General features: G+C 64.3%; 18 protein-coding genes and 1 tRNA gene. 15 read left to right on the forward strand and 4 right to left on the reverse strand.

Annotated elements, in window-relative coordinates; translation table 11 throughout:
- The first annotated feature begins 113 nt into the window (after nucleotides 1-113).
- The 12 genes from DCM80_RS12300 (at nucleotide 114) to DCM80_RS12355 (ending at nucleotide 16,413) form a co-directional block, all read left to right on the forward strand.
- A complete protein-coding gene (locus DCM80_RS12300) occupies nucleotides 114-1,079 on the forward strand; it encodes a sensor histidine kinase (protein ID WP_257197205.1) in 966 nt (321 codons plus the stop codon).
- 220 nt (nucleotides 1,080-1,299) lie between these two features.
- Entirely contained in the window at nucleotides 1,300-3,036 is a 1,737-nt protein-coding gene (locus tag DCM80_RS12305) for a bifunctional diguanylate cyclase/phosphodiesterase (protein ID WP_257197934.1), read from the forward strand.
- A gap of 226 nt (nucleotides 3,037-3,262) precedes the next feature.
- On the forward strand, nucleotides 3,263-4,702 hold the full coding sequence (locus DCM80_RS12310; RefSeq protein WP_257197206.1) for a sigma-54-dependent Fis family transcriptional regulator: 1,440 nt from the start codon (nucleotides 3,263-3,265) through the stop codon (nucleotides 4,700-4,702).
- Between the two features lie 242 nt (nucleotides 4,703-4,944).
- The gene (locus DCM80_RS12315; RefSeq protein WP_257197207.1) at nucleotides 4,945-6,981 is read left to right on the forward strand and encodes an acyl CoA:acetate/3-ketoacid CoA transferase; all 2,037 of its coding nucleotides are present in this window, start codon (nucleotides 4,945-4,947) and stop codon (nucleotides 6,979-6,981) included.
- A 105-nt stretch (nucleotides 6,982-7,086) separates the two neighbouring features.
- On the forward strand, nucleotides 7,087-8,271 hold the full coding sequence (locus DCM80_RS12320; RefSeq protein WP_028133759.1) for a substrate-binding domain-containing protein: 1,185 nt from the start codon (nucleotides 7,087-7,089) through the stop codon (nucleotides 8,269-8,271).
- Nucleotides 8,272-8,441: 170 nt separating this feature from the next.
- Nucleotides 8,442-9,218: an ABC transporter ATP-binding protein gene (locus DCM80_RS12325; protein ID WP_257197208.1), complete on the forward strand. Its 777-nt coding sequence runs from the start codon at nucleotides 8,442-8,444 to the stop codon at nucleotides 9,216-9,218.
- The gene (locus tag DCM80_RS12330) at nucleotides 9,215-9,937 is read left to right on the forward strand and encodes an ABC transporter ATP-binding protein (RefSeq protein ID WP_257197209.1); all 723 of its coding nucleotides are present in this window, start codon (nucleotides 9,215-9,217) and stop codon (nucleotides 9,935-9,937) included. The genes DCM80_RS12325 and DCM80_RS12330 overlap by 4 nt, the downstream gene beginning before the upstream one ends.
- Entirely contained in the window at nucleotides 9,934-10,944 is a 1,011-nt protein-coding gene (locus DCM80_RS12335; RefSeq protein ID WP_257197210.1) for a branched-chain amino acid ABC transporter permease, read from the forward strand. Before DCM80_RS12330 ends, DCM80_RS12335 begins: the two co-directional genes overlap by 4 nt.
- The gene (locus tag DCM80_RS12340; protein ID WP_257197211.1) at nucleotides 10,941-12,026 is read left to right on the forward strand and encodes a branched-chain amino acid ABC transporter permease; all 1,086 of its coding nucleotides are present in this window, start codon (nucleotides 10,941-10,943) and stop codon (nucleotides 12,024-12,026) included. Before DCM80_RS12335 ends, DCM80_RS12340 begins: the two co-directional genes overlap by 4 nt.
- 174 nt (nucleotides 12,027-12,200) lie before the next feature.
- Nucleotides 12,201-15,323, forward strand: coding sequence for an EAL domain-containing protein (locus tag DCM80_RS12345; RefSeq protein ID WP_257197212.1), 3,123 nt, complete (start codon nucleotides 12,201-12,203; stop codon nucleotides 15,321-15,323).
- Nucleotides 15,324-15,542: 219 nt separating this feature from the next.
- A tRNA-Arg gene (locus DCM80_RS12350) sits at nucleotides 15,543-15,619 on the forward strand.
- Between the two features lie 446 nt (nucleotides 15,620-16,065).
- Nucleotides 16,066-16,413 carry a hypothetical protein gene (locus DCM80_RS12355; RefSeq protein ID WP_257197213.1) on the forward strand — a complete coding sequence of 116 codons (348 nt, stop codon included), beginning with the start codon at nucleotides 16,066-16,068 and terminating at the stop codon, nucleotides 16,411-16,413.
- Between the two features lie 75 nt (nucleotides 16,414-16,488).
- On the opposite strand, the gene DCM80_RS12360 is transcribed toward DCM80_RS12355, so the two are convergent.
- Nucleotides 16,489-16,932: a TspO/MBR family protein gene (locus DCM80_RS12360; protein WP_257197214.1), complete on the reverse strand. Its 444-nt coding sequence runs from the start codon at nucleotides 16,930-16,932 to the stop codon at nucleotides 16,489-16,491.
- A gap of 43 nt (nucleotides 16,933-16,975) precedes the next feature.
- On the opposite strand from DCM80_RS12360, the gene dinB reads away from it, so the two are divergent.
- On the forward strand, nucleotides 16,976-18,076 hold the full coding sequence (gene dinB / locus DCM80_RS12365) for a DNA polymerase IV (RefSeq protein WP_257197215.1): 1,101 nt from the start codon (nucleotides 16,976-16,978) through the stop codon (nucleotides 18,074-18,076).
- A 152-nt stretch (nucleotides 18,077-18,228) separates the two neighbouring features.
- On the opposite strand, the gene DCM80_RS12370 is transcribed toward dinB, so the two are convergent.
- Nucleotides 18,229-18,522, reverse strand: coding sequence for a hypothetical protein (locus DCM80_RS12370; RefSeq protein ID WP_028133706.1), 294 nt, complete (start codon nucleotides 18,520-18,522; stop codon nucleotides 18,229-18,231).
- A 209-nt stretch (nucleotides 18,523-18,731) separates the two neighbouring features.
- Nucleotides 18,732-19,418, reverse strand: a complete 687-nt coding sequence (locus tag DCM80_RS12375) for a DNA-3-methyladenine glycosylase I (RefSeq protein WP_257197216.1) — start codon at nucleotides 19,416-19,418, stop codon at nucleotides 18,732-18,734.
- 335 nt (nucleotides 19,419-19,753) lie between these two features.
- Here DCM80_RS12375 and DCM80_RS12380 point away from each other — a divergent pair, with 335 nt between their 5' ends.
- A complete protein-coding gene (locus DCM80_RS12380; RefSeq protein ID WP_257197217.1) occupies nucleotides 19,754-21,148 on the forward strand; it encodes an MBOAT family protein in 1,395 nt (464 codons plus the stop codon).
- A gap of 2 nt (nucleotides 21,149-21,150) precedes the next feature.
- Nucleotides 21,151-22,215 carry a hypothetical protein gene (locus tag DCM80_RS12385; protein WP_257197218.1) on the forward strand — a complete coding sequence of 355 codons (1,065 nt, stop codon included), beginning with the start codon at nucleotides 21,151-21,153 and terminating at the stop codon, nucleotides 22,213-22,215.
- A gap of 23 nt (nucleotides 22,216-22,238) precedes the next feature.
- Here the strand turns inward: DCM80_RS12385 and DCM80_RS12390 are convergent, their stop codons facing one another.
- Nucleotides 22,239-22,976 carry a di-trans,poly-cis-decaprenylcistransferase gene (locus DCM80_RS12390; protein WP_257197219.1) on the reverse strand — a complete coding sequence of 246 codons (738 nt, stop codon included), beginning with the start codon at nucleotides 22,974-22,976 and terminating at the stop codon, nucleotides 22,239-22,241.
- Nucleotides 22,977-23,001 lie beyond the last annotated feature (25 nt).

Below are 23,001 nucleotides of genomic sequence, written 5' to 3' on the forward strand. Positions count from 1 at the left end.
CCGCCACTATTCCTGCCCGCTTCCGCCGAGGCAAGCTATGCTTGCGCGCGCGGCATGCGTAACATCCTGGTGGGCCGCGCGCCTTTCGAATGCCTATCGCAACTGGGCCGCGCATGGGGAAGCTGATCGACGAGTTCCGCAAAGGCTGGCAGGGGACGGCGCCGCCCTCGCTCGGTCTCAGCATCTCCTTTGCCGTCCTCTGCCTGTTGGCCGCGACCCTGGTGCGCTGGGGACTCGCCCATGTGCGCCCCGACATCTACTTCACGCCGTACTTCCCGGCCGTATTCTTTGCCGCCGCACTCGGAGGTTTCCGGATCGGGATCGTGACCGCGCTGGTCGGCGGCGTACTGGGCGTGGTCGTGAATTTCGGCGATGCCTTTGCCGATCGTGCACGGTTTGCCCTGCTCGCGCTCTATTGGGCAGTCTGCGCGCTCACCATCTGGGGCGTCGAGCATTATCGCACCATGCTGGCGGAGCAGCGCCGGATCTCCAAGCGCCTGATCGAGGAAGAAGAGTATCGCAAGCTGCTGGTCGACGAGCTCCAGCACCGGTTGAAGAACAAGCTGTCGACGGTTCACGCGGTGCTGCACCAGGTGCTGCATGACCAGCCGCAGGTCTGGGCCCGGGTCGATCCGCGGCTGCGCTCGCTGGCTGCGACCGACGATCTGATCTCGCGGGTCGACAAGTCCGGCTGCGACATCCGCGATCTCCTGATCTCGGAGCTCGGGCCTTACGGCCATGTCCGCTTCACCCTCAATGGCGAGCGACTGTTCCTGCCGCCGAGGCTCGCGGTCACGCTGTCCTTGATGTTTCACGAGCTCGCCACCAATGCCGGCAAGTATGGTGCGTTCTCCGCACCGCGCGGCCTGTTGCAGGTGTCGTGGACCGTCAGCGACGACCGCCTGACCATCACCTGGGACGAGACCGAGGGGCCGAGCGTGGACAAGGTCTCGGAGCCCGGTTTCGGCACCAAGCTGCTGAAATCGGCCCTGTCGGCGTTCGACGGCAGGACCGAGATCTCCTACCTGAAGACCGGGCTGCATTGCATCATGCAGTGCCGAATTCCGCGAAGCGAATAGCAGCGCGCGCCAAGCGAAACTGCATCCGCGCCCTTCGCCGGCTTTTCGCAGGCGCCATTGACGCTCTGTTAATGACGATCGTCAGCGCACCCCGCAACGCCGCAAGTTTCCGCCAAAACAGACCCGTATTTCTCCGGACCCCTTAACCAAACTTAAGAGGGAACCGCGCAAGATCGCGGCCATTGCAAAGCGCGCTGAAACAACAAGATTCATGACATCTATGAACGACAACGAATATTCCGGCGCGACTGAAGCCGAGCTCGGTTTTCTCAAGGAAATCGTTAGAATGCTGCCGGCCGGCCTGACCGTGCAGGATGCGGATGGCGAGCTGCTGCTGGTCAACGACGCCGCGGCCGCGCAGCTCGGCATCGACGGCAGCCGTCCTTCACCTGATCTGGCACCGCGCCGCGAGGCCTGTCGCCGCGCCCTAGGCGCCGGTCAGGCCGTCGTCATGGAGGAAGCGCTGCACGGCGGCGCCGCACGCCAGGTACTGCTCACGACCCATCGCCCCGTTCGCCTCGCCGGACGCGAGCTCCTGATCTCGGCGTCCTCCGACATCACCGAGCAGAAGAATTTCGAGGACCAGCTGTTCCGCTCGGCCTATTTCGACGAGCTGACGGGGCTGCCCTCGCGGCGCGTGATCGAGCATCGCGCCAACAGCCTGCTTGCGGAGAATGGCGGCGGCGGGCGTTTCGCGCTGGCCTTCCTCGACGTCGACAATTTCAAGCATATCAACGACTATTACGGCCACGCCGTCGGCGACGCGCTGCTGGTCGAATTGTCGAAGCGGCTCGGACGGGACCTGCGCGATTCCGACATGCTCTCGCGCATCTCGGGCGACGAATTCCTGCTGCTGCTGTCGCCGATCCAGAGCGTGGAGGAGGTGGCCGAATTCATGCAATCGACGCTGGAGCGGCTGACGGCGCCGTTCTTCATCGACAATTCGGAGGTGTTCGCCTCCACCTCCGTCGGCATCAGCCTCTATCCCGATCACGGAAGCAGCTTCGAGGCGCTGCGCCAGAACGCCGACATCGCGATGTACCGCGTCAAGAACGACGGCAAGGGATCGGCGGCCTTCTTCGACTCCAGCATGGAGCGCGAGGCATTGGCACGGATGAAGATCGAGCAATCGCTGCGACTGGCCATCCTCGAGAAGCGCTTCTGCTGCGCTTTCCAGTCCAAGGTCGACATCCGCACCGAGGCCGTGAAGGGCATCGAGGCCCTGGTCCGCCTGCGCGACGACGAGGGCGTGATCCAGGCGCCCGGCTCGTTCATCAATCTCGCCGGCGAGCTCGGCCTGATCGACGAGCTGACCCATCTCGTGCTCGCCGAGATCGTCAAGTCGATCGACGCGATCAACGCGACGTTCGGCGCCGACGCGACCATCAGCATCAACGTCGCCGCCAAGCAGGCCGGCAACCCCGAATTCATGCGCAGCTTTGCGCGGGCGCTGGAAGAGACCGGCTTTCCACAGCGCTTCATGATCGAGGTGACGGAAGACGCCTTCGTCGCCAAGAATCATTTCCAGGCCGAGATCCTGCCGATGTTCCGCAAGCTCGGCGTCGGCATCTCGATCGACGATTTCGGCACCGGCTATTCCTCGCTCTCGGCGCTGGCCGACATCACCGCGGACGAGATCAAGATCGACCGCTCCTTCATCACCGACATTCACAAGCGTCCGCGCAGCCAGGGCATCCTGCGCGCGATCGAATCCTTGAGCGAAGCGCTCGGTATGACCGTGATCGCCGAAGGCCTCGAATCCTACGAGGAGCTCGCCTATCTCCAGGCCGCGACCAAGATCCGCTACGCGCAGGGCTATTACTTCTCGCGGCCGATCTTCCTGGAGGAGCTGAAGCTCGCAACTCCGCTCTCCAGCGAGGCGCGGGCCAACGTCGCGAGCCGCCCGACCCAGCAGAACCGCCAGGGCTATTCGCGGGCGAGCGGGTATCGGCGGTAGGGGCGCAAGCGCCGCTCCATCTCGGTGTCGTCGCCCGGCTTGACCGGGCGACCCAGTATTCCAGAGACAGTCGTTGTTGAATCGATAGGCCGCGGCGTACTGGATGCCCCGGTCAAGCCGGGGCATGACAGTGGCGGGTGTGGCCCGCACCTCAACCCCACCATTTCCTCCTTTGAAATTGCTGGCCTTTTGCTAATACACAGGCGGACTTCCCGTGGGATTTGTCATGTCCGCTTCGTCCTCGATCAGCAATCCTGCCTATCTCCGTGCGCGCGCGATGGAGACGCTGTTCGAACGGCTGGAAAAGCTTTGCGAGGGCGCCATCGCGATCGACCGCGGCGGGCGGGTCGTCTACGTCAACGAAAAATATCTCGCAGCGCTCGGCCTCGATCGCACCAGCGAGGCCATCGGCCGGCCGATCGAGGAGGTCATCCCCAACAGCCTGATGCGGAAGGTGGCCGAGACCGGGGAGCCGATCCTGCTCGACATCATGGAACTCGGCGGCGAGCAGTTGGTCGTCACGCGGATGCCGATCGAGGACGAGAGCGGGACGGTGATCGGCGCGATCGGCTTCGTGCTCTATGACCACCTCGAAAGCCTGAAGCCGCTGCTCGCCCGCGTCGCCCAGCTCGAGAGCGATCTGCGCCTGGCGCGCCGGCAATTGTCGAACGCGCGCGCGGCGCGCTTCACCTTCGCCGACTTCGTCGGCACCACGGCTGGCATCGCACAGGCCAAGGCGCTGGCAGGCCGCGCCGCGCGGCAGAGCGTCACCGTGCTCCTCACCGGCGAGACCGGGACCGGCAAGGAGATGCTGGCCCAGGCGATCCACAATGCCTCCTCGCGCGCAGACAAGCCGTTCGTCAGCGTCAATGTCGCCGCGATTCCGGAGACGCTGATCGAATCGGAATTCTTCGGCACCGCACCGGGCGCCTACACCGGCGCCGATCGCAGAGGACGCGAAGGCAAGTTCCGCATCGCCGACGGCGGCACGCTGTTCCTCGACGAGATCGGCGAGATGCCGCTACAATTGCAGGCCAAGCTGCTGCGCGTGCTGCAGGAGCGCGAGATCGAGCCGCTCGGCTCGGACAAGATCTCCAGGGTCGACGTGCGCGTGGTCGCGGCGACCAATGTGGACCTGCGCAAGCGCGTCAGCGACGGCGCGTTCCGGCCAGACCTTTATTATCGGCTGAACGTGCTCTCGATCGACCTGCCGCCGCTGCGCCAATGCCTCGACGATCTCCCTGACATCTGCGCCCGGCTGCTCGAGGACATCAGCGCCTCCGGCGACTACGTCAAGGCGAAGATCACGCCGAGCGCGCTCGCCGCGCTCGCACGCTACGATTGGCCCGGCAACGTCCGCGAACTCCGCAACATCCTGGAGCGCGCGTTGATCCTCAGCGATTCCGGCCGGCTGACCGGCGAGGACGTCGCGCGCATACTTCCGGTCGGCACCGAGGTCAGGCCCGCGCCATCCGAGCGACCGGCCGGCCTCGTCGTGCCCTATGCCGAAGCCGAGGCGGAGTTCGAGAAGCACACGCTCGAACAGGCGCTCGCCGCCAGCAACGGCCATATCTCCGAGGCCGCCAGGATGCTGCGGATCTCGCGCGCGACCTTCTACAAGAAGCTCGCCAAGTTCGGCCTCGCCTCAGGGCAGGCCTCCGTCTGAGTTTCGAGACACGGACCCGTCCGGAGTCTCGGATTCCTGACACGGTGCCCGGCTACTCTTTCGGCTCCAACCATGCCGCAATTGCCTGGATTCGACAGCCTTTCGCGGGCCAAAGGTATCTGGCGCAAACCTTGCTCGTTGCTGCCCGCTCTCGCGGGAGCACGCTGTTCCAGGGCCGGTCCCTGCGATAGAATCAACGCAAAACAATATCGGCATACGGTCGAAGGATCGGGAGGACCACCGTGAGCCATCATCCAGCTCTGCCCTATTTGCGCAATTCCGAGAAAGGCAAGGTCGTCACGGCGACTGAGGCGGTCATGCTGATCCGCGACGGCGACACGGTGGCGACCGGCGGCTTCGTCGGCATCGGCTTTGCCGAGGAGATCGCGATCGCGCTGGAGGAGCTCTATCTCTCCAATGAGGGCGATCCGCCCTATACGCAGGGCAAGCCGCGCAATCTGACGCTGGTCTATGCAGCGGGCCAGGGCGACGGAAAGCTGCGGGGTCTCAACCATTTCGCGCATGACGGCCTGGTCCGGCGCGTGATCGGGGGGCATTGGGGGCTGGCGCCGAAATTGCAGCAGCTCGCGGTCACCGGCCAGATCGAGGCCTACAACCTGCCGCAGGGCGTCATCACGCATCTGTTCCGCGACATCGCCGCGCACCGGCCCGGCCACATCACCCGCGTCGGCATGGGCACGTTCGTCGACCCCCGGCAGGGCGGCGGCAAGCTGAACGCGCGCACCACCGAGGATCTGGTGGAGCTGATCACGCTGCGCGGCGAGGAGTGCCTGCTCTACAAGACCTTTCCGATCAACGTCGGCATCATCCGCGCCACCACCGGCGATCCCGACGGCAACCTCACGATGGAGAAGGAGGCGCTGACGCTGGAGGCGCTGGCCATTGCCATGGCCGCGCATAATTCCGGCGGCATCGTCATTGCCCAGGTCGAACGGGTGGCGGAGGCCGGCAGCCTCAATCCGCGCCAGGTCAAGATCCCCGGGATCCTGGTCGACTGCGTCGTGGTGGCGAGGCCGGAGAATCACTGGCAGACCTTCGGCACCCAGTACAACCCGGCGTTCTCGAGCGAGATCCGCGTCCGTGCCGCCTCGCTGCCGGTAATGCCGGTCAGCGAGCGCAAGATCATCGCGCGGCGCGCGGCGCTCGAGCTCAAGGCCAACAGCGTCGTCAATCTCGGCATCGGCATGCCCGAGGGCATCGCCTCGGTCGCCAACGAGGAGCGGATCATCGACCTCATCACGCTGACGGCGGAGCCCGGCGTGATCGGCGGCATCCCGGCGAGCGGCATCGATTTCGGCGCGGCGATCAACACGCAGGCCGTGATCGACCAGCCCTATCAGTTCGACTTCTACGATGGCGGCGGGCTCGATGCCGCCTTCCTCGGGCTCGCCCAGGTCGATCGCGCCGGCAACCTCAATGTCAGCAAGTTCGGGCCGAAGCTCGCGGGCGCCGGCGGCTTCATCAACATCAGCCAGAACGCCAAGGAGGTCATCTTCGTCGGCACCTTCGGCGCAGGCAAGCAACGTATTGCAGTGGAGAACGGGAAGCTCGTCATCGTCGACGAGGCCAAGTCGCGCAAATTCGTAGGCAATGTCGAGCATGTCACCTTCAGCGGCCCGTTCGCCGCAGCCCGCAAGCAGCGCACGCTGTATGTCACCGAGCGCTGCGTGTTCGAGCTCAGGCCCGACGGCCTCGCACTCACCGAGGTCGCGCCCGGCATCGACGTCGAGCGCGACATCCTGCGCCTGATGGATTTCAAGCCGCTGATCCCGCGCGACCCCGCGTTGATGGACGAGCGCATCTTCCGCGAGGGCATGATGGACCTGCGCGAGCGCCTGCTCACCATTCCGCTCGACCAGCGCTTCACGCTGGACGAGCAGCAAAACCTGTTCTTCGTCAATCTGGAGCGCCATCCGCTGCGCAGCAGAGCCGAGATCGACACCATCGCTGCGATCGTCGAGGCGAGGCTCGCGCCGCTCGGCCGCCGGGTCTACGCCATCGTCAATTATGACAATTTTTCCATCCTGCCGGAGCTGATGGACGATTATTCGGCCATGGTGCGCCGCCTCGTCGACCGCTTCTATTCAGGCGTGTCGCGCTACACCACGTCCGGCTTCCTGCGCATCAAGCTCGGCGAAGCCCTGGAGAAGCGCGGCGTCGCGCCGCATATTTTCGAAAGCGCGGAAGAAGCGCAGTCCGACTGGCGCCACGTCGAAGGCGCCGGCACCGCGCGCGGCATGCAGCAGGCCCAGACATGATGCATGCTCGCGCGGCTGTTCCGCGTCGCCGGAAGGTTCGATTGCAATGTTCGTAGCGTTGTGCAAATCGCTGTTGCCAGAAGCTTACCATCAGGAGGAACCATCGTGCGTCGATCACTCATCCTAACAACAACCATTCTCGCGCTCGCCGCGGGCACCGCCGCACGGGCCGACGATCTCAAGATCGGACTGATCTACGGCAAGACCGGCCCGCTCGAGGCCTATGCCAAGCAGACCGAGACCGGCCTGAAGATGGGTTTCGAATACGCCACCAAGGGCAGCATGACGCTCGACGGCCGCAAGATCGTCATCATCACCAAGGACGACCAGGGCAAGCCGGACCTTGCCAAGGCCGCGCTCGCCGAAGCCTATCAGGACGACAAGGTCGATATCGCTATCGGCACGACCTCGTCGGCCGCCGCGCTGGCGATTCTGCCCGTCGCCGAAGAGAACAAGAAGATCCTGATCGTCGAGCCCGCGGTCGCGGACCAGATTACCGGGGAGAAGTGGAATCGCTACATCTTCCGCACCGGGCGCAACTCCTCGCAGGACGCGATCTCCAACGCGGTCGCGATCGGCAAGCAGGGCGTCACCGTCGCAACGCTGGCGCAGGACTACGCGTTCGGCCGTGACGGCGTCGCCGCCTTCAAGGACGCGCTCGCCAAGACCGGCGCGACGCTTGCCGCCGAGGAATATGCCCCGACCTCGACCACCGACTTCACCGCGGTCGGCCAGCGCCTGTTCGACGCGCTGAAGGACAAGCCGGGCCGCAAGGTGATCTGGGTGATCTGGGCCGGCGCCGGCAATCCGCTGGCCAAGCTGCAGGACATGGACCCGAAGCGCTACGGCATCGAGCTCTCCACCGGCGGCAACATCCTGCCGGCGCTCGCGGCCTATAAGGGCCTGCCCGGCATGGAAGGCGCGACCTATTATTTCTACGACATCCCGAAGAATCCGGTGAACGACTGGCTGGTCGCCGAGCACCAGAAGCGCTTCAACGCGCCGCCGGACTTCTTCACCGCCGGCGGATTCGCCGCCGCGATGTCCGTCGTCGCCGCCGTCACCAAGGCGAAGTCGACCGATACCGAGAAGCTGATCACGGCGATGGAGGGCCTGGAGTTCGACACGCCGAAGGGCAAGATGGTGTTCCGGAAGGAGGACCATCAGGCGCTGCAGAGCATGTATCACTTCAAGGTCAAAGTCGATCCGAACGTCGCCTGGGCCGTGCTCGAACCGGTGCGCGAGCTGAAGATCGAGGACATGCAAGTTCCGGTCAAGAACAAGCGCTGATTTTTCTTGCTTCACCTCTCCCGCTTGCGGGAGAGGCCGGGAGAGGGCTCTCACCTCTTGGGGGTTCTCGCCTGCGGAGATAGCCCTCTCCCCAGCCCTCCCCCGCAAGCGGGGGACGGAGCGCACCGCGCCCGCGGATATATCGCCGTTTCCTCATTTGTAGATTCTGAATGCCGCTCACCCTCGAAACCCGCGACCTCACCATCCGTTTCGGCGGTCATGTCGCGGTCAACAACGTCTCCTGCACGTTTCGTCCGGGCGAGCTCACCGCGATCGTCGGGCCGAACGGCGCCGGCAAGACCACTTATTTCAACCTGATCTCGGGCCAGCTGCGCGCTTCGCACGGCAGCATCCTGTTCGACGGTGCCGACATCACTCAGCTTTCCGCGCCGCTGCGCACCCGCGCCGGACTCGGACGGGCTTTCCAGCTCACCAATCTGTTTCCGAACCTCACCGTGGAAGAGAACGTCCGCCTGGCGGTGCAGGCGGCCAACGGCACCCATTACGACATGCTGCGGCCATGGATGGTGCGCCGCGACCTGATCGCGCGCGCCGATGCCATCCTCGACCAGGTCGCGCTCGGCAGCCGCCGCGGCGTCGCCGCGACTGCGCTGTCACATGGCGACCAGCGCAAGCTCGAGGTCGCGCTGATGATCGCGCTCGAGCCCAAGGTTTTCATGTTCGACGAGCCGACCGCCGGCATGAGCATCGACGAAGTGCCTGTCGTCCTCAACCTGATCGCGCAGCTCAAGCAGGACAAGAGCAAGATCATCCTCCTGGTCGAGCACAAGATGGACGTGGTGCGCTCGCTCGCCGACCGCATCATCGTGCTGCATAACGGCCAGCTGGTCGCCGACGGCCCGCCGGCCGAGGTGATCGCCTCGCCGATCGTGCAGGAGGCCTATCTCGGCGTTGCGCCCAAGAGCGCTGCAGAGAGTGTCGCATGACCGATTTGCTCAAACTCTCCGGCGTCCACACCCATATCGGCCGCTACCACATCCTCCAGGGCATCGATCTCACCGTCCCGCAAGGACAGGTCACGATGCTGCTCGGCCGCAACGGTGCCGGCAAGACCACGACGCTGCGCACCATCATGGGGCTGTGGCAGGCCTCGAGCGGCGAGATCAGCCTCGGCGGCGAGCGCATCGAGGGCCGCGCCACGCCCGACATCGCGCGGCTCGGCGTCGGCTACGTGCCGGAGAGCATGGCGGTGTTCTCCGATCTCACGGTGAAGGAGAACCTCGTGCTGGCGGCGCGCGACGGCCCGCTCGACGACAGCCGGCTCGACTGGATCTTCGGCTTCTTTCCGGCGCTGCGCCGGTTCTGGCTGTCGCGCGCGGGAAGTCTCTCGGGCGGTCAGAAGCAGATGTTGTCGATCGCGCGCGCCATCATCGAGCCGCGCCGGCTGCTCCTGATCGACGAGCCGACCAAGGGCCTGGCGCCCGCGATCGTGATGGCGCTGATCGAGTGCCTGAAGGAAATCAAGCGCAAGGGCGCGACCATCCTGCTGGTCGAACAGAACTTCTTCGCCGCCCGCGAGCTCGGCGACAACGTGCTGGTGATGGACAACGGCACCATCGTCCATCGTGGCGAGATGGCGGCGCTCGCCGCCGACGTGCCGCTGCAGGAGCGGCTGCTCGGCCTGAGCCTGGAGACACATCAGTGACCGAACTTGCCGCAAACGATCCCCTGCCGAAACCGAAGCGCGATCTCGCGCCGATCCTGCTGCCGGTCGCGCTCGCGCTGCTCATGATCCCGTTTGTAGGCTCGACCTCGACCTGGCTGACGCTGACCGCGGCGAGCCTTGCGATGGGCATGATGATCTTCATCATGGCCTCCGGGCTGACGCTGGTGTTCGGCCTGATGGACGTGCTCAATTTCGGCCACGGCGCCTTCATCGCCGTCGGCGCCTATGTCGCGACCCTGGTGCTGGCCCCGTTCGCGGCTTCGATTCAGGCCGATTCGCTGTGGATGAACCTCGCGGTGCTGGCACCGGCCGCGCTGCTGTCGATGGCGGTGTCGGGCGCCCTCGGCCTCGTCGTCGAGCGCGTGCTGATCCTCCCCGTCTACGGCCAGCACCTGAAGCAGATCCTGATGACGACGGGCGGCCTCATCGTCGCCGAGCAGACGCTCTATGCGCTGTGGGGACCGCAGATCATTCCGATGCCGCTGCCGGCCTCGCTGCGCGGCTCCTTCATCATCGGCGATGTCGCGATTGCCAAGTACCGCGTGCTGGCGATGCTGATCGGCCTCGGCATCTTCATCGCGATCCAGCTCGTGCTCAATCGCAGCAAGCTCGGCCTTCTGATCCGGGCCGGCGTCGAGAACCGCGAGATGGTGGAGGCGCTCGGCTATCGCATCCGCCGCCTCTTCCTCGGCGTGTTCATGACCGGATCGGCGCTCGCCGGCCTCGGCGGCGTGATGTGGGCGCTCTACCGCGAGCAGGTCCACGCCTCGATGAGCGACGACCTCACCGTGCTGATCTTCATCGTCGTCATCATCGGCGGCCTGGGATCGATCGGCGGCTGCTTCATCGGTGCGATCCTGGTGGCCATGGTCGCCAATTACGGCGGCTTCCTGGTGCCGAAACTCGCCCTCGTCTCCAACATCCTGCTGATGGTCGCCATTCTGATGTGGCGGCCGCGCGGCCTCTATGCGGTGACCAGCCGATGATGATCCTCTCCGGCGATCCGCCGCGCAGCCGTGTCCTCACGCTCGTCCTCGTCGTCATCATCCTGGCGCTGGCGGCGACGCCGTTCCTGTTTCCGGGCGCCAAGGCGCTGAACGTCGCGGCCAAGATCTGCGTCTTCGCCGCGCTGGTCGCCTCCTATGACCTCCTGCTCGGCTATACCGGCTCAGTGTCGTTCGCCCACACCATGTTTTACGGCATCGGCAGCTACGCCATCGCCATCGCGCTCTACGGGATGGGCCCGAATTGGGCCGCGGTCGCAACCGGCATCGTCACCGGCCTGCCACTCGCAGCCCTGCTCGCGCTCGCCATCGGGCTGTTCTCGCTGCGGGTTGCGGCGATCTTCTTTGCCATGATCACGCTCGCGGTCGCCTCCGCGTTCCAGGTGCTGGCCTCGCAGCTGTCCTGGCTTACCGGCGGCGAGGACGGGCGCAGCTTCCGACTGCCGGAATTGCTTCGGCCGGGCACGGTGCTGATCCCCAAGGACATGTTCGGCCTCGAAATCAACGGCCGCATCCTGACCTATTACCTCGTGTTCGCCGGCTCCGCGTTGATGATCCTCGCTTTGCTCCGTGTCGTGAACTCGCCGTTCGGGCGTGTGCTGCAGGCGATCCGCGAGAACCGCTTTCGCGCCGAGGCACTCGGCTTCCGCACGGTGTTTCACCTGACATACGCCAATTGCCTCGCCGCCCTCGTCGCCGCCGGCGCCGGCATCCTGAACGCGCTGTGGCTGCGCTATGCCGGCCCCGATACCTCGCTCAGCTTCTCGATCATGCTGGACATCCTGCTGATGGTCGTGATCGGCGGCATGGGCACGATCTACGGCGCGATCATCGGCGCCAGCATCTTCATCCTCGCCCAGAACTATTTGCAGTCGCTGATGGGCGTCGCCTCCAACGCGGCCTCGGAGGCCGGCCTGCCGCTGCTGCCCGGGCTGCTGCATCCCGACCGCTGGCTGCTGTGGCTCGGACTATTGTTCATCGCCAGCGTCTACTTCTTCCCGACCGGCGTGGTCGGACGGCTGCGCAATCCCGCGGGCGGCAAGAGCGCCGGCAGTTCGCATTAACGCACGATTCATGATGCAGCGCGGCGATTGCCGTGCGCGCAGCACAACCGCGAGGCGATTCCCGCCCGGCTAGGCATGACTGCGGTCGCGCAACTCGATTAATGCTTAGGTAACTGGCTTTCCTAAGGTTTAGGCCATTTGTGCGGTGTATTCGTGTTCCTCCAGGGAGGGGGAATGCGCCAGGTCTTTTCCACGGTGGCCGCCGGAACGTCTCTAGCCGCAAGGAACGGCTGGGAGGCCTTGATGCGCCGTGGTCCCGTCCTGTGGTTGACCCTGTGCGGCGTGTTGCTGGTCGCGGGCATCTTCGGCGTGACGGCCATGGCCGTCGGCGAGTTTCGCGAGCGCACGCTGTCCAATCGCGAGCGCGAGCTCGAAAACACGGTGCAGCTGATCGCGCGGCACTTCGACCAGCAATTCGAGGATTCCGACGTCGTCGCCGCCGATCTGATCGCGCAGATGAACCTGGCGGAGATCAACTCCCCGGAGACGTTCCGCGAGCGCATGTCCGGGCCTGCGGCGCACCAGATGCTGCGCGGCAAGATCAGCCCGGTGTCCTATCTCGGCGATATCGCGATCTACGATGCCGACGGCGAGCTGATCAACTGGTCGCGGGCCCAGCCGCTGCCCAAGGTCAACGTTTCATCCCGGGCCTACTTTCAGACATTCAAGACGAACCCGCGGTCCGAACCGGTGCTGCTAAAATCCGTCCGCAGCTTCATCATCAACAAATGGACCACGATCGTCGCACGCCGCTTGAACGGCGCGGACGGCACTTTCCTCGGCGCGATGGTCCGCCGGATCGACCCGGACAGCTACCAGAACTATTTCGCATCCGTCGCGCTTGCCGAGGGCACGGCCATCTCGCTGTTCGATCGCGAGGGCAAGATGCTGGCGCGCTATCCGCATCGCGAGGAGCTGATCGGGCGGAACTTCAAGGACGCGCCGCTGATGCAGAAGGTGCTGGCCGAGGGCGGTCTGCAGACGCTGCGGGGCAACAGCCCGATCGACGGCGAGGCGCGACTCGGCTCGGCCGCGTCGCTGACGCATTTCCCACTCGTTATCCTCGCCACCAACACCACGGCGGCGGCCCTGACAGATTGGCGGCAGCAGACCAGTTTCATGGTGGCCACCGCCGCAATTTCGGCCACCATCATCGCGCTGATCCTCTACCTGATCATTCGCCAGATCAATCGGCAGAACCGCGAAGCGCAGGAACGGCTGGAAGCGGAGCGGCTGCGGCTCGACACCGCCCTGAACAACATGACGCAGGGGCTGATCCTGTATGACGCGGGCGGCACCATCGTCACCTGCAACCGCCGCTATGCCGACATGTTCGGTCTCTCTCACGACGTCATCAAGCCCGGCTGCCACATCCGCGAGGCGATGTATCATCGCAAGGAGTGCGGCGCCTTCGACGGCGACGTCGAGGCGTTTTGCGCCGACGTGATGCGGGTGGTCGCCGAAGGCACGGTATCCACGAGAACGCATCAGCTGGCCAACGGCCGCGCCTTCCAGGTCATCAACACCCCGCTGGCGCAGGGCGGATGGGTCGCCACGATCGAAGACATCACCGAGCGTCGCCACCTGGAACAGGAACGCGATCGCAACCACACCTTCCTGCGGGAGATCATCGACCATATCCCGTCCCGGATCACCGTGAAGGACGCCCGGACGCGACGCTATCTCCTGGCGAACCAGGTGGCCGAGGAACAGCTCGACGAAACTGCGGAGACGATCGTCGGCAAGAGCGCATTCGACCTTTACCCGACGGAAGCCGCCGAAATCATCACCCGGGACGACGACAAGGTGCTGCAGTCGCCGAACGGGCTGTTTCTGGACGAGCACGTCTGGCACACGCCGGCTGTCGGACCGCGCTATATCACCTCGACCCGGATCGGCATCCGCGACAAGTCCGGCGAGCCGCGCTACATCATCAATGTCGTCGACGACGTCACCGAGCGGCGCCGGGCCGACGAGAAGATCGCGCATATGGCGCATTACGATGCGCTGACCGACCTGCCGAACCGCACGTTGTTCCGCGAGCAGATCGAGCGTGAGCTGGCGAAGGTCGCGGGCGGGGATCAGTTCGCACTGCTCTACATCGACGTCGACGAGTTCAAGGGCATCAACGATTCGCTCGGTCATCACGTCGGCGACGAGCTCTTGAAGGCGATCGCAAGCCGTCTGCGCGGCTGTCTCAAGGAGGGCGATCTGATCGCACGGCTGGGCGGCGACGAGTTTGCGGTGATCCAGACCGGGATCCAATCCTCCGCCGAGGTGCTGGCCTTCGTGACCCATATCTACCAGGCGATCCGGCAGCCCTATCATTGTCTCGGCCATCAGCTCTCCACCGACGCGAGCATCGGCATCGCGCTGGCGCCGCAGGACGGCACCGATCTCGACCAGCTCGTCAAGAACGCCGACCTCGCGATGTACGGTGCCAAGGCCGAAGGGCGCCGCACCCATCGCTTCTTCGAGCCGGCAATGGATGCCTGCGCCAGGGCGCGCCTGAGCATGGAGCAGGATTTGCGCCAGGCGCTGGTGGACGGCGGCTTCGAGATTCACTATCAGCCGCTGGTCGATCTGCGCTCAGGCGAGGTCACGGGCTGCGAGGCGCTGCTGCGCTGGCGCCATCCCGAGCGCGGCATGGTGTCGCCGGCGGAGTTCATTCCGGTCGCCGAGGACACCGGCCTGATCACCGAGCTCGGCGACTGGGTGCTGCGCATGGCCTGCAACGAGGCCGCGACCTGGCCGACGCATATCCGCGTCGCGGTCAACGTGTCGCCGGTGCAGCTCAAATGCGACACGCTGGCGCTCCGGATCGCAGGCGCACTCGCCGCCTCCGGCCTCGACCCGCGCCGGCTCGAGCTCGAGATCACCGAGGCCGTGCTGATCCGCGACGACGAGGCTGCGCTCTCGATCCTGCACCAACTCCGCTCGATCGGCGTGCGCATCGCGCTCGACGATTTCGGCACCGGCTATTCCTCGCTCAGCTATCTCAAGCGCTTCCCGTTCGACAAGATCAAGATCGACCGCTGCTTCGTCGCCGACATCGCGGAGGCGAGCGGTTCGCCCGTGATCGTGCAGGCGGTGGTGAACATCGCCGCCGCGAGCAGCATGACCACGGTTGCCGAGGGCGTCGAGACCGAGGCTCAGCGTGAGATGCTGCGCACACTCGGCTGCACGCAGATGCAGGGCTATCTGTTCAGCGCGCCGAAGCCGGCCGCCGAGGTGCGCAAGCTGTTCGGTCCCGGCGATGGCTTGCCTGGAGCCGTGCCGGTGGCGGCGGTGGCCTGATCGCGAAGCGATCGAGGCCGCCGAGCAGGACATCTGAACGAACTTCGGGCGAGACGTCGGCCAAGTCCTCGACCCGAACGGGTGCTGGCCAGAGCTCGCCAGCCTCGGCCGCCAAGCTACAGCGGTTCCGGGCGCTTTCCGGCGCAAGACGGCTCAAGGCCCATTGCGGCGAGAAGCGGTTGCTCCCCCTTCGGCAATCGGCTAAATGAACCTCGACTAGCACCCGTAGCTCAGCTGGATAGAGCGTTGCCCTCCGAAGGCAAAGGTCACACGTTCGAATCGTGTCGGGTGCGCCAGATAACCGGTTGTAGAAACTGGTGTTTCGCTCGACGCTCTTCGCCTCATCTCGCGCGAAAATCAATTCGTCACAGCCCTGTCACGGCTGGCGAAAGTCATGCCAACCATCCGAAAGAGAAGCGAGACTCGGCAAGCTGAGGTGGGCCGAGTGGTTTATCCCGCGCTGTCCAAGAAGGAACGATCGACAGACCGCGCTGCGCACCGACATCAACGAGCCTGAAGCGTCTAACGATTGCCGACCTGCTGAGACGCTGCGAGCAGGACATCACACCAAGAATGCGGGGGCGCGGTGTTCGAACGTTCGCGCATTGGGCAGCTGCTCGTCATCGAATGCCGGGTCTGTTGCCCTCCCCTTCCTGCGCGAGCGCGCCTTCCGTCTTTGACCCAAATCAACAGGGTGCCAGCCTGAGTGCGGCAATCTTCATGAGCGTCACGGAGGTGCATTATGTCCATCACCCAGCCGGATATGACCCAATTTCCCAGCCCCAACAGCGCCCGTCAAATCGATTCCGCCGCGTGGGCAGTGTTCTTCATCTGGGTGGGCGTTGTCATGCTCGCCGGTGTTCCTTGGGCTTGGTTTCTCATTGTCAGCAGCTTTGTGGTGCTTGGCGCACAGGTGATGCGGCGGATGTCCGGCCTAGAGATAGAGGCGTTTGGCATCTCAGTTGGGCTGATCCTTTTCGCAGCGGGCGTATGGGAGCTTCTTTCGCTGCAATGGCCGCTTATGCCAATCATGATGATCTTGTTAGGTGTATACTTGTTGCGGAAAGCACTTTCGCCAAGGTCGGCGTGAGCGCGAGCGCCGCAGCCAAATCGGAGGTCTGCCACGGGTCAACGCGACTCACCAATATAGCGGCCGGTGCAGTTCTCAGTTCAACCGCCAGATCGCCGCGTTGAGCACGCCGGCAAAACCGACCCAGGCCGCATAAGGCACGAACAACGCCGCCGCCAGTCTGTCACGTGACAGCTCGAGGCCGATATAGGTGACGATCGCGACGAACAGGCAGATCAGGATGGCGAGCGCGGCGCCGATCTGGTGCATCGTGAACATGACAGGAGACCAGGCGAAATTGAGCGCCAGTTGCATCGCCCAGGCCAGCATCGCTTTGCCGGAGGGGTCACGCCGAAAGGTCCGCCAGCCCGCGATGGCGATCATGACGTAGAAAATGGTCCAGGCCACCGGAAACGCCCAGTTCGGCGGCACGAAGCCCGGCTTGGCGAGGCCGGCATACCAGTCGCCCGGCGGATTGGTCGCGCCGATCAGCCAGCCCATGCCGACCACGCCCACCACGAAGACCAACAGCTGCAGCATCCCTCGCCTCGCGCTTCTCATGGTGCAATTGTATCATGTTTCCATGAGCGAATCCGACACGGTAGCCGGCGAGGCCTCGCCGGTGCGCAAGATCATCCACATCGACATGGATGCCTTCTACGCGTCGGTGGAACAACGCGACAATCCGGAGCTGCGCGGAAAGCCGGTTGCGGTCGGAGGCTCGGCGGAGCGCGGCGTGGTCGCGGCCGCCAGCTACGAGGCGCGCAAGTTCGGCGTTCGCTCCGCCATGCCGTCGGTGACGGCGAAGCGGCTATGTCCCGATTTGATCTTCGTCAGGCCGCGCTTCGAGGTCTACAAGGCGATCTCCAAGCAGATCCGCGACATCTTCGCCGAGCACACGCCGACCATCGAACCGTTGTCGCTCGACGAGGCCTATCTCGACGTGACGGAAAATCTGCAAGGCATCCCGCTGGCGCGGGACATCGCGCTGCGGATCCGCGAGAAGATCAAGGCCGAAACTGGCCTCAACGCGTCGGCCGGCATCTCCTACAACAAGTTTCTGGCCAAGCTCGCTTCCGATCATCGCAAGCCCAACGGACAGTTCGTGATCGCGCCGGAGATGGGACCGGCTTTCGTCGAAACGCTGCCGGTCGGCAAGTTTCACGGCATCGGGCCGGCGACTGCCGCGAAGATGAATTCACTCGGCCTGTTCACCGGCCTCGACATCCGCAACCAGACGCTGGAATTCATGAATGCGAATTTCGGCAAGTCGGGCGCCTATTATTACTGGATCTCGCGCGGCGTCGACGAACGGCCGGTTCGGGCCAACCGGATTCGCAAGTCCATCGGCGCGGAGAACACGTTCTCGACCGATCTGGCCGAATATGACGCGCTGGCCGCCGAGCTCAGACCTCTCGTCGACAAGGTCTGGCGCCATTGCGAGGCGACCGGCAATCGCGGCCGCACCGTCACGCTGAAGATCAAGTTCGCCGACTTCGAGATCATCACGCGCAGCAGGTCCGTCCCGGCCGCGGTCAGGGGCCGGGACGATCTGGAGCGGCTGGCCTGCGGCCTGCTCGAGGCCGAGATGCCGCTGGGAAAGCGCGTCAGGCTGCTGGGTGTCTCGCTGTCCGCCCTCCAGGCCGGTGACGACGCGGAGCCGCAGCTGACGCTCGGCATTTGAGCGAGGCCGCTCACCGGAAACGCAAGGTGATCGAGAACAACTGAGGACGTCCCTGCGTGGCGAGAGCCCTCACCCGCCGCGCTCTGCGAGCGCGTCGGCCTCTCCCGCAAGCGGGAGAGGCCGAGCAAGCCTGGGCAGCACCCGTGTCACACTCAATGCCGCATGTGCTCGAACACCACGATCACGCCGGTCGGCTCGGGCTCGTGCGCCATCAGGCGGGTCAGGTCGGAATCGCCCCAATCGGCGAGGCTGACGACCTCGCCGCTCTGGCGATCGGCGCTGGGCGACGCAGTGGGCTCGAGCACCTTGAGGCCCATCTCGTCGACGAAGAAGGTGTGCTCGCCGAACATGCTGTTGAGCTGCGGCATGGCGGGATGTTCGTCAGGCAGCACCTGGGCGCCGAGCTGGTTGACGGTCTGCTTCACCTGTTCGGATGTGAGCTTCATGAGCTGCTCCGTTCTGTCTCCGGTTTCATTGGCCTCGGCGGGAGCGCACGTTCCCTGCGCCTTTGTCCGCCTGGCTCAAGCCCGAACAGGTGCTCGGGACAAATGTTCCGGCGAAATGCATTTTGTGATCCCGCATTCGCATCTGCCGCGCTCACGGCACGAGATCGCCACAGGATGCACACGATCTGTCGGTGAGCTATGCTCACAGACTATTCGCTGCGGTTCTCGCCCACCGACAGCGCGCAGATGCGCGATAGATAAGTGTAGGGCAGGCCGGTTTCCTCGGCCCAGGCGTTGAATTGCGCCTGCACCTTGGCGAGATCGCCCTTCGACTTGACCTCTTCTGCAATGTCGAGACCGGCATCGCGCAGGCAGACGACGACGTCCTTGGACGTCACAAAGCCGTCCCAGCCGACGAAGCGCAGCAACATCTGGCCGGTGTTGCCGCCGAGACGGCTGCCGCGCCTGGTCAGGAGATCGAGCAGGCCGATCTGGTTGGACGGCGGCCATTTCGCCAGAAACTTGCCGAAGCTGCCATGCTCCTTCGCGATCTCCTGGACGAACGCGGCGTTGTCGCGCACCGACATGATCTTGGCGCCGTTGCGCACGATGCGCGCATCGCGCAACAGGCCTTCCCAATAATCTTCCGGCTGGAAGCTGAGCTTGGCCGGCTGGAAGTGCAGGAAGGCCTCTTCAAAGCCATCCCATTTCGAATCGATCACGCTCCAGGCGAAGCCGGCGCAGAACACGCGCTTGGTCATCTCGGCCAGGATGCGATCGTCGCCGAGCTTGGCCAGACGCTTCAGGTCGGGCCTTTCCGGCATCAGCTTTTCCAGGGCCTTGGGCCCGCCCTTGCGTTTCTCGGCACGGGCGCGAATGGTCTTGAATGAGGGCATGCGGACACGAGCGGTTGAGGGCCCGTCACGACATCAGAATTCGCGTCACAGGTCCAGCACCGCGGAGGTGAAGTGCGTGATGATGATGCGCCCAGGGCGCAGATTGTCGGGTGTGCGTCCCAGGGGCGCACCCTCCGAGAGCCCGCGCACGGCCGAAACGGTTGATTTCGCCTCAAAGTTGCTATTGGATGTTGCAGTAGTAAACTGGCATTAGTCGCCGCTTTCCCTGGACTGTGATCGATTGCGCGATCCGGTTGCACCTCCGCCCGTATCGTTTTCCGACGGAGCGGAACGACGAGCGGTGTCGCAGCCCAATAATGTGACTTATTCCTGCAATGTCCTTTGTCTCCGTCGCGTTCCTCTGTCTCGTCCCCGCGACCTTCCTGCTATACCACGCGACTTCCAGGCTCCCGGTCCAGAATCTCATCATATTGGCGGCAAGCTACGTATTTTACGGCTGGTGGGACTGGCGCTTTCTGCCCTTGCTGATCGGAATTTCCATCGTCAATTACGCTGCGGCGATCCTGATCGCCGCGACCCCTCACGAACACACCCGAAAGCTTCTGGTTTTTGCCGCGGTCGCGGCGGCGATGCTCGTTCTCGCGATATTCAAATATTTCAATTTCTTCGTCGATTCGTTCGCGACGCTTGCGCAGCGCGCGGGGCTCCGTGCGAACCTGCCGACATTGCACATCGTCTTGCCGCTCGGCATCTCCTTCATCACCTTCCAAGGCATCGCCTATGTGGTGGACGTCTATCGCGGCAGACACGTCGCGGAGAGAAGCCTCGTCAAGTTTCTCGCCTTCAAGGCGTTCTTCCCGCAGCTCGTGGCGGGACCGATCGAAAGAGCCAGCAATCTCCTCGATCAATTTTCCAAGCCGCGCCAATTCACGGCCGACCACGCCGAGCGCGCGCTCTGGCTCCTGATTTACGGCTATGCCATGAAGATCGTGGTGGCGGACAGCCTGGCGGTGATCGTCGACACGCTCTTCATTCCGGATCAGCCCTTTGGCTGGTCGGTCGTGCTCGCCACGATCGCATTCGGCATCCAGATCTATGCCGATTTCAACGGATACAGCCTGATCGCAAAAGGCGTTGCACTGCTGTTCGGCTTCGAGCTGATTTGGAATTTCCGCTACCCTTATTGGTCGGTTTCGATCAGTGAGTTCTGGCGACGCTGGCACATCAGCCTCAGCACATGGCTGCGGGACTATCTGTATATCCCGCTCGGGGGCAACCGCCACGGCGCGGCGATCACGAACCGGAATCTGATGCTGACCATGGCATTGGGAGGCCTCTGGCACGGCGCATCCTGGACTTTCGTTCTTTGGGGCCTGCTTCATGGCGCCGCTCTCGCGCTATGGCGCAGGGTACCGGGCGGAGACGCGCCGTCGTCTAAGGTGGCTCGCGCCGCTGGCTGGGCCGTGACGATGCTGGTCGTGTTTGTCGGCTGGTTTCTCTTTCGAGCCGCCAATTGGACTTTGCTGGTCGGCATGCTGAGCGCTCTCGCGAACTGGGAATGGGCGCCGGTGCACAGCGCCATCGTGCTGGCAATTCTGTCGTTGGCCGGCCCGCTGATGCTCCTGGAGTGGCAGCTGCAGTTGCGCGGTGACTATTTCCTGCTTCACCGACCTGCGTGGATGAGATATCCGCTGTTTGCGGCTCTGGCGGCCCTGACGATCGCGGCGTCCGGGCACGTCAACGCGACCTTCATCTACTTTCAGTTCTAGCCATGCTGAAGCGCACGATCCAGGCGATCGAAAAATGGCCGCTGAGCAGCGCGGTGCAGACCGTGGCACGCGAATTTGTTCCGGTCGCTGTGTTGACTGCACTCATCCTCGGTAGCGCGCACTACATCTATCAGCAGAGCAGGCATCAATGGTCGCGCGGGATCGAGACCTATATCGTCCTCGAACAGATCAGGCGTTCGGAGCGGCTGCCGACCTCCGACCTCGCTTTTCTCGGCGACAGCTCGTGCCTTTTCGGAGTTCACGTCCCGACCCTCTTGCAGGCGTTTCCGGGATCGAACGTCGAATCGTTCTGCACCATCGGGTTCGTCGGCCCGGATGGCTACGCTGCCATGCTCGACAAGATGATCGCCCGAGGACGCCAACCGAGGAAGCTCGTTCTGGTTTTCAGTCCGGTCCAGTTCGAGCGCGATCCAAGATGGAACGAGTGGCCGGCGTTCATCAGGACGGACCATTTCGAAGCTCCTTCCGTCCTGACCTTTCCGGCCGGCGGGCTCGAATATATCCGGCTGCTGATGGAGCGAGCGGTGTACAACCCGCTCCCGGGCGCTTATGCGGTCTACTACGGCGGCAAGGACCAGTTCATTTCGACCATTTGGCGCGAGCACGGCAGCGCCATTGAGCCCAACCGGATGCTCAATGAACCTTCGCTGAAAGCTTTCAGGGCCACGCTGGCCGGTCACACTCTTCTCAGGCCGCTACCCGACTCAAAACCGTTCGTGATGAACGCGGAATTCGAAAAGGCACTCGACTCTCTGTCCGCAACGCTTTCGAAGCTCGATCGCTCAAAGGTCTATCTCGTGATCGCGCCGGTCAATTCGGTCAATGCCCAGGGCGGCCCGCAGAGCTTCCACACCGACGCCGGAAGGAGAATTGCGCATCGGCTTGGCCTTGATCCATCGCAGTTCCTGGATACCCCGGCCGTCATGCTGGATATCCTCTTTGCGCATTATCCGTCGCATTTTCACCGGTGGGGACGGATCATCTACACCGAGCAGCTTGCCAGGACACTGGCCGATCGGGGAATCCTGGAATCCGCCGGCAACTGACCGTCTGCGCCGCTGAAAGCGCGTCACACACGGGAGAGTGACGGCACCTCCTCCGGCAGGATCGCCTGGAGGCCGCCAAAGCGGCGCTCGCGGCCGTGGAAGGAGGCCAGTGCCGCGGCGAGATCGCCGGCGTCGAACTCGGGCCACATCCGCTCGGTGAAGTGCAGCTCGGCATAGGCCCCTTCCCAGAGCAGGAAGTCCGAGAGCCGCTTCTCGCCCGAGGTGCGGATGATGAGATCGACGTCGCGCAGGCCCGCTTCGCCGGTGACGAGCTGCGAGAAGGCTTCGCGGGTGAGGCTGGTCAGCGCCGCCGTCGCCGCCGCGGCATTGAGGATGGCATCACGCGCGGAATAATCGACCGCGATGCGCAAATGCAGCGTGGCGCCGCCGGCGGTGGCCTGTTCGGCCTGCGCGATCGCGCTGGCGATGCCTTCAGGCAGGCGATCGCGGCGGCCGATCACGGTGAGCCGCACGCCGTTCTTGACCAGGCTCTGCACCTCGTTGGCGAGATAGAACCGCAGCAAGGTCATCAATGCGGCCACCTCGGCCTTCGGCCTCCGCCAATTGTCGGTGGAGAAGGCGTAGAGCGTCAGCGTGCCGATGCCCTGCTTGGGCGCGGCCTCGACGATGCGGCGGATGGTTTCGACGCCGGCCTCGTGGCCGCGCACGCGCGACAGGCCGCGCCGTGTCGCCCATCTCCCGTTGCCGTCCATGATGATACCGACATGAAGCTTCTCGCTATGGGACGCATCACTTTGCATTGCAAAGTCTCCGGTCAAAAAAGGG

The sequence above is a fragment of the Bradyrhizobium sp. WBOS08 genome (genome assembly GCF_024585125.1).
Classification (GTDB): Bacteria; Pseudomonadota; Alphaproteobacteria; order Rhizobiales; family Xanthobacteraceae; genus Bradyrhizobium; species Bradyrhizobium japonicum_B.

Coding starts and splice junctions, on each gene's coding strand:
- DCM80_RS12300 (WP_257197205.1), top strand. CDS start 114: ATGGGGAAGCTGATCGACGAGTTCCGCAAAGGCTGGCAGGGGACGGCG.
- DCM80_RS12305 (WP_257197934.1), top strand. CDS start 1,300: ATGAACGACAACGAATATTCCGGCGCGACTGAAGCCGAGCTCGGTTTT.
- DCM80_RS12310 (WP_257197206.1), top strand. CDS start 3,263: ATGTCCGCTTCGTCCTCGATCAGCAATCCTGCCTATCTCCGTGCGCGC.
- DCM80_RS12325 (WP_257197208.1), top strand. CDS start 8,442: ATGCCGCTCACCCTCGAAACCCGCGACCTCACCATCCGTTTCGGCGGT.
- DCM80_RS12330 (WP_257197209.1), top strand. CDS start 9,215: ATGACCGATTTGCTCAAACTCTCCGGCGTCCACACCCATATCGGCCGC.
- DCM80_RS12340 (WP_257197211.1), top strand. CDS start 10,941: ATGATGATCCTCTCCGGCGATCCGCCGCGCAGCCGTGTCCTCACGCTC.
- DCM80_RS12345 (WP_257197212.1), top strand. CDS start 12,201: ATGCGCCAGGTCTTTTCCACGGTGGCCGCCGGAACGTCTCTAGCCGCA.
- DCM80_RS12355 (WP_257197213.1), top strand. CDS start 16,066: ATGTCCATCACCCAGCCGGATATGACCCAATTTCCCAGCCCCAACAGC.
- DCM80_RS12360 (WP_257197214.1), bottom strand. CDS start 16,932: ATGCTGCAGCTGTTGGTCTTCGTGGTGGGCGTGGTCGGCATGGGCTGG.
- dinB (WP_257197215.1), top strand. CDS start 16,976: ATGAGCGAATCCGACACGGTAGCCGGCGAGGCCTCGCCGGTGCGCAAG.
- DCM80_RS12370 (WP_028133706.1), bottom strand. CDS start 18,522: ATGAAGCTCACATCCGAACAGGTGAAGCAGACCGTCAACCAGCTCGGC.
- DCM80_RS12375 (WP_257197216.1), bottom strand. CDS start 19,418: ATGCCCTCATTCAAGACCATTCGCGCCCGTGCCGAGAAACGCAAGGGC.
- DCM80_RS12380 (WP_257197217.1), top strand. CDS start 19,754: ATGTCCTTTGTCTCCGTCGCGTTCCTCTGTCTCGTCCCCGCGACCTTC.
- DCM80_RS12385 (WP_257197218.1), top strand. CDS start 21,151: ATGCTGAAGCGCACGATCCAGGCGATCGAAAAATGGCCGCTGAGCAGC.
- DCM80_RS12390 (WP_257197219.1), bottom strand. CDS start 22,976: ATGCAAAGTGATGCGTCCCATAGCGAGAAGCTTCATGTCGGTATCATC.